The organism is Nocardiopsis sp. TNDT3 (assembly GCF_003427465.1).
In the GTDB taxonomy this organism is placed as follows: Bacteria; Actinomycetota; Actinomycetes; order Streptosporangiales; family Streptosporangiaceae; genus Nocardiopsis; species Nocardiopsis dassonvillei.
This window is the reverse complement of sequence record NZ_QPFC01001162.1, coordinates 1-5,199: the sequence shown is the minus strand read 5'-3', so window position 1 is coordinate 5,199 and position 5,199 is coordinate 1. Positions and strand designations below refer to the sequence as shown.

General features: G+C 74.2%; 4 protein-coding genes and 1 pseudogene. 1 reads left to right on the top strand and 4 read right to left on the bottom strand.

Features of this window, described 5'->3' with window-relative positions:
* Positions 1–291 precede the first annotated feature (291 nt).
* The 3 genes from DQW06_RS25170 to DQW06_RS25160 form a co-directional block, all read right to left on the bottom strand.
* Complete coding sequence (locus DQW06_RS25170; RefSeq protein ID WP_013151444.1) at positions 292–1,383, bottom strand: prenyltransferase; 1,092 nt, start codon at positions 1,381–1,383, stop codon at positions 292–294.
* Positions 1,383–2,102 (bottom strand): class I SAM-dependent methyltransferase, encoded by a 720-nt coding sequence (locus DQW06_RS25165; protein WP_117199436.1) that lies wholly within the window; start codon positions 2,100–2,102, stop codon positions 1,383–1,385. The genes DQW06_RS25170 and DQW06_RS25165 overlap by 1 nt, the downstream gene beginning before the upstream one ends.
* Before the next feature lie 113 nt (positions 2,103–2,215).
* On the bottom strand, positions 2,216–3,589 hold the full coding sequence (locus DQW06_RS25160; RefSeq protein ID WP_013151446.1) for a glycosyltransferase family 4 protein: 1,374 nt from the start codon (positions 3,587–3,589) through the stop codon (positions 2,216–2,218).
* A 480-nt stretch (positions 3,590–4,069) separates the two neighbouring features.
* Here DQW06_RS25160 and DQW06_RS25155 point away from each other — a divergent pair, with 480 nt between their 5' ends.
* A complete protein-coding gene (locus DQW06_RS25155) occupies positions 4,070–4,681 on the top strand; it encodes a TetR family transcriptional regulator (protein WP_041552222.1) in 612 nt (203 codons plus the stop codon).
* Between the two features lie 38 nt (positions 4,682–4,719).
* Here DQW06_RS25155 and DQW06_RS25150 read toward each other — a convergent pair.
* Positions 4,720–5,199 (bottom strand): annotated as a pseudogene (locus DQW06_RS25150) (sigma-70 family RNA polymerase sigma factor); the annotation flags it as partial.

The window sequence follows — 5,199 nt, the reverse complement described above, 5'->3', positions numbered from 1 at the left end:
CGCGGGGCCCTCACCGTGTGTCGGGTCCTTCGTGTCCGGCCTCCGACGCATCCGCACCGGTCGGCGGACCGTGCCCTGTCCGCCCGAACCGACCTCGGTTCGCGGGGGCGGGCGTCCACGGGGTTCTGGAGGTGCCGGAGGCGGGTTCGTGAGGAACGGGCGAACCCGCCCTGGGCGCCGAAGGCGCCCGCATCGAAGGGCGCCCGGACACGAGCGGGACCGCGCCGCAGGCGTCCGCTGAGGGCGGTGGCGGGCGACGGGCGGGACGAAGCGGCGGTCCAAAAACACCGCCTAGTCGGCGGGGTCCCCGTCCCAGGTGTGCAGGAAGACCCGCGAGCCCGGTGTGGTCCCGGTGAGCGCGTCCACCGCCAGGATCACGGCGGCCGAGGTCCACGTGCTGCGCTCCACCGGCCAGCGCACCTGCTCGGCGAACTGGTAGCCCGTCCAGTACGCGCCGTCGTCGGCGTCGCGCAGGTGCTGCACGTCCCGCAGGAGGCGCACGCCCGCGTCCACGTCGCCGACGGCGGCCAGGGCCAGCACCAGCTCCGAGGTCTCCGCCGCGGTCACCCACGGCTGGTCGCTCACGCAGCGCACGCCCAGCCCGGGCACCACGAAGCGGTCCCAGCGCTCGGCGATGCGCTCCTTGGCGGCGGCGCCGCGCACGGCGCCGCCCAGGACGGGGTAGAACCAGTCCATCGAGAAGCGCCCGCGGTCGGCGAACAGGTCCTCGTGCCCGTTGATGAGCACCGCGAGGCGGTCGGCGGCGGCCGTCCACGCGGGGCGGGAGCGGCCCAGGCGCGCGGCCAGGGCGGCGCCGCAGCGCAGCGCGTGGTGCACGCTCGCGCACACCGTCAGCAGGGCGTGGTCCCCGGGGGCGCCGTTCTCCGAGCGGGCCCACAGGATCTCGCCGTGCTCGCCGCGCAGGGCCAGGACGAACTCCAGTCCCTCCTCGACCACCGGCCACATCCGCTCGGCGAACGCGGTGTCGCCGGTGACGAGCAGGTGGTGGAACAGGCCCACGGCGGGGTAGGCGGCGTGGTTGGCCTCGCGCAGCCGCGTCACCGGGACGCCCTGGCGGAACTTGGCGGGCCACCCGCCCCCGGGCGCACGGCTGTCGGCCAGCCACAGGTAGGCGCGTCGGGCCGCCTCGGCGTGTCCGGGCGCGCTGCGGCCGGTCACGGTCAGGGCCATGGCGCACTCCACGTGGTCCCACACGTCGGTGTGCCCGCCGGGGAACCACGGGATGGCCCCGCCGTCCTCCTGACAGCGCGCGAGGTAGGAGGCCGAGCGGTGCAGCTGCCCGGCGTCGAGCACGCCGGGCAGGCTCAGGGCGTCGTGAGGGGCCGGTCCGGCGGTGGGCGCGGGCGCGGGGGTGACGGACATCAGGCGTCGTGCGGTTTGCGCACGTACACGACCACACTCTTGCCGATGACCGGGTTGAGCAGGCGCTCGGCGACGCGGGTCACCGCGGGGGCCTTGAGCATGTCCCACACCAGCATGTCGTGGTAGGCCTTGGCGAGCGGGTGGTCGTCCCGGTCGGTGCCCACCGCGCACTTGATCCACCAGTAGGGCGCGTGCAGGGCGTGCGCGTGGTGGTGCGGGCCGATCTCGAAGCCGGTGTCCTTGAGCTTGGCCTCCAGTTCGGCGCGCGTGTAGATGCGGATGTGCCCGCCCTCGTTGGTGTGGTACTCCTCCGACAGGGCCCAGCACAGGCGCTCGGGCAGGAAGCTGGGCACGGTCACCGCGGCGATGCCGCCGGGCCGCAGCACCCGGAAGAGTTCGGCCATCGCGGCGGTGTCGTGCGGGATGTGCTCGAAGATCTCGGCCGCGACCACCCGGTCGAAGCTGGCGTCGTCGAAGGGCATGTCCAGGGCGTCGCCCTTGACGGTCTCGGCCCTGGCCTCCTCGGGAGCCTCGCCCTCGTGGCGCATCGCGGCGAACATGGTCTCGACCTCGGCGAGGTCGGCGACGTTCTGGTCGAAGGCCACGATGTCGGCGCCGCGTCGGTAGACCTCGAAGGCGTGGCGGCCGCCGCCGCAGCCCAGGTCGAGCACGCGGTCGCCCGGGCCGACGGGGAACAGGTTGAAGTCGACGGTGATCAGTGGAGGCTCCCTGGGGATCTGGCTCGGGGATCTGGGTTGGGGGCTCCGCGGCCGCGGACGCGGGGCGGTGGATCGCCGCGTGGCCCGACGGGGCGGCGCGCGGCTCGGGCCGGTCAGGCGCCGTTCGCGCGGGCCCGCTCGGGTGCTGGCGGGGACGCGGGCTCGGCGGGCCCGGGGCGCGTGTCGCCGTCGACGGGGCGGTTGCCCCTCACGGCGTCGATGGTGGAGGCGTAGCGGCGCGCGGTCAGCTCGGCGACGGCTCTCCACGTGAAGCGTTCCTGGACCCGGCGCCAGGCGGCGGCGCCCATGCGCTCGCGTTCGGCGTCGTCGTCGAGCAGGGCGGCGAGCGCCTCGGCGAGCACCTCGGGGTCGCCCGGGGGCACCAGGCGCCCGGCGTCCCCGTCGGTGCCCACGACCTCGGGCAGCGCTCCGGCGTGGCTGGCCACCAGCGGCGTGGCGCAGGCCATGGCCTCCACCGCGGGCAGGGAGAACCCCTCGTAGAAGGACGGGACGACCGCCACCTGCGCGCTGGCGATGAGTTCGGCCAGGGCGGTGTCGTCGATGCCGCTGACGAACTCGACGCGGTCGCGCAGGCTCAGCTCGTCCACCAGCTGGTCGGTGGGGCCGCCGGGCTTGGGTCTGCTGACGACGGTCAGGGTGATGTCGCGTTCGGTGGCGAGTTTGGCCGCGGCGCGCAGCAGGACCGCCACGCCCTTGAGGGGGCTGTCGGCGCTGGCGGTGCACACGATGCGTCCCGGTACGCGCTCCAGTGCGGGGCGCGGGTGGAAGTGGCGGGTGTCCACGCCCAGCGGGGTGACCTCCATGGCGGAGGGGGCGACGCCGAACTCGCGGGCGATGTCGTCGGCGGAGGACTGGGAGGGCACCAGGATCGGGTCGAGCCGGCGGGCGACCCTGGCCTGCATGCCCACGAACCCGTACCAGCGGCGCTTGGTGAGCCTGTGCAGGCCCCGGGCCTCGGCCAGTTCGATCCTGCGGTCCACGCTGATGGGGTGGTGGATGGTGGTGACCAGCGGCAGCCCGGCGGACCTGATGCCGAGCAGTCCCCAGCCCAGTGTCTGGTTGTCGTGGACGACGTCGAAGTCGTCCAGGCGGCGGCGCAGTTCGCGGTTGGCGCGCAGGGAGAAGGTGAGGGGCTCGGGGAACCCGGCGGTCCACATGGTGGCGACCTCCAGGGCGTCGATCCAGTCGCGCCACTCGCGTACGGGCGGGGCCTTGAAGGGGTGGGCGTCGTTGTACAGGTCCAGGGAGGGGACCTTCTCCAGGGTCACGCCCTCGTCCAGGACGGGGTAGGGCTGGCCGGAGAGGACGGTGACCTCGTGGCCCAGGGCGGCCAGTTCGCGCGAGAGGTGGCGGACGTACACGCCCTGTCCGCCGACGTGCTGCTTGCTGCGGTAGGACAGCAGGGCGACGCGCAGGGGGCGCTCGGCACGGGGCCGTGGGCTCGGTGTGGTGCCCGACTGGGTCAAGAGTCCACCTCTTCGTTGGGTCGCGGGCCCGGTCGCCGTGGGCGCGGATGCCGTCGGCCGGTGACAGGCGTGCGCGTGCCTATGTTACTCGGCAGTTGTGTTCGGACCGGCGTCGGGCCGGTTGGTAAGGGATCCTATGTCGGGTGCCCTGCGGTGGCGCTCCGGCGGGGCGCGTCGCCGCGTTCGGCGCGGCGGGCGCCCGGACGGCCGGGGGAGGGGTGGTGTTCATGCGCGGTACACAAATGAGAACAAATTCTACAAAGCCTGTCAGGCGATCCGAAAACCCCGGTCCTCTTTTCGTATTGCTACTGCTACGTCGGGCGATGAGGTGAGGATCATGGGCTTGGCCGACCGTCTTCGGGGGAATCCGTTGGATAACGTGTTCTCGTAACAGCCGCCGCCTCCGGGTGGGCGTCGGCGACGGGCATCAGTGCCGCGGCGAGCGGGCAGCGCGCGGGCTGACGACGAAGGGGAGATCCTGTGGCGGTGCGGGCGGCGAGTGGGACGATGTCACGAAGTCAGACCCAGCGCCGCAGGCGCATCGTGCAGACCGCGGCCGCGCTGGCCGTGCGCGGTGGTGTCGAGGCCATGCAGATGCGTTCGGTGGCCGAGCGCGCGGGGGTCGCCCTCGGCACGCTCTACCGGTACTTCCCCTCCAAGATGGACCTGGTGGTGGCCGTGGTCACCGAGGAGCTGGACCTGTTGGAGGGCGGTATCGTCCGCCGCCCGCCCACCGCCGACACCCCCGCCGAACGCGCGGTCGACGTCCTGCTGCGGGCCACGCGCGGGCTGATGCGCGAGCCGGAGCTGGCCGACGCGCTGGTGCGCTCGCTCATCATGGCCGAGGTCAAGATCGAGCTCGACGTGCGCATCTCCGACCTGGTGTGGCGGGTGGCCACCGGCAACCTGGAGGGAGCCGAGGAGGAGGGCGGCGCCGAGGTGGACCGCGACAGCACCGGCTACGTCCTGGCGGGCTCGTTGACCAGCGTGTGGATCTTCGAGCTGGTGGAGGTCCTCAAGGGGCGCCGCGACGTGGACGAGGTGGAGCGGCGGCTCCAGACGGCGGCCGAGCGCCTGCTCGCCCCGTTCTGACCCGCTCACCCTCCCCCCGCGCCGGCGGGGGACCGGCGTCAGCCACCGCCGAAGAGCAGCCCCAACAGCCCGTCGAGCAGACCTGTACCGCCCCCGTCGTCGTCCCCGTCCTCCTCGGGCGGGCCGCCGGGGGCGTCGTCGTCTCCGGGTTCCTCCCCCTCGGGCGCGTCCGGACCGCCGTCGGGGCCCTCGCCTCCGGGGGGCGGGCTCGGCTCCTGCGCGGGCGGTGCGGGCGTGGTCCGCTCCGGAGCCGGGTCGGGGGCCTGGTGCCCGCTGCCGCCGCCGTCCTCCTGCCGCGGCTCCGTCCCGGCCCCGGGTTCGGCGGACTCCGTCGGCGCGGCCGGGGGCTCCACGGTCGGTCCGGCCTCCGGTTTGGTGTCCGCGCTGGTCGCGTCGGTCTCCACCTGCGGGACCAGCGGACCGCGCTCGGCCTCGTCGGGCCCGGAGCCGATCATCGTCGAGGGGCCGCCCACGGCGCTGGCCCAGCCCCACAGCGCGACCGCCAGCACCACGGTGGC

Excerpts from the sequence above, each read along its gene's own strand:
- DQW06_RS25170 (WP_013151444.1), bottom strand. The coding sequence starts at position 1,383 with ATGTCCGTCACCCCCGCGCCCGCGCCCACCGCCGGACCGGCCCCTCAC.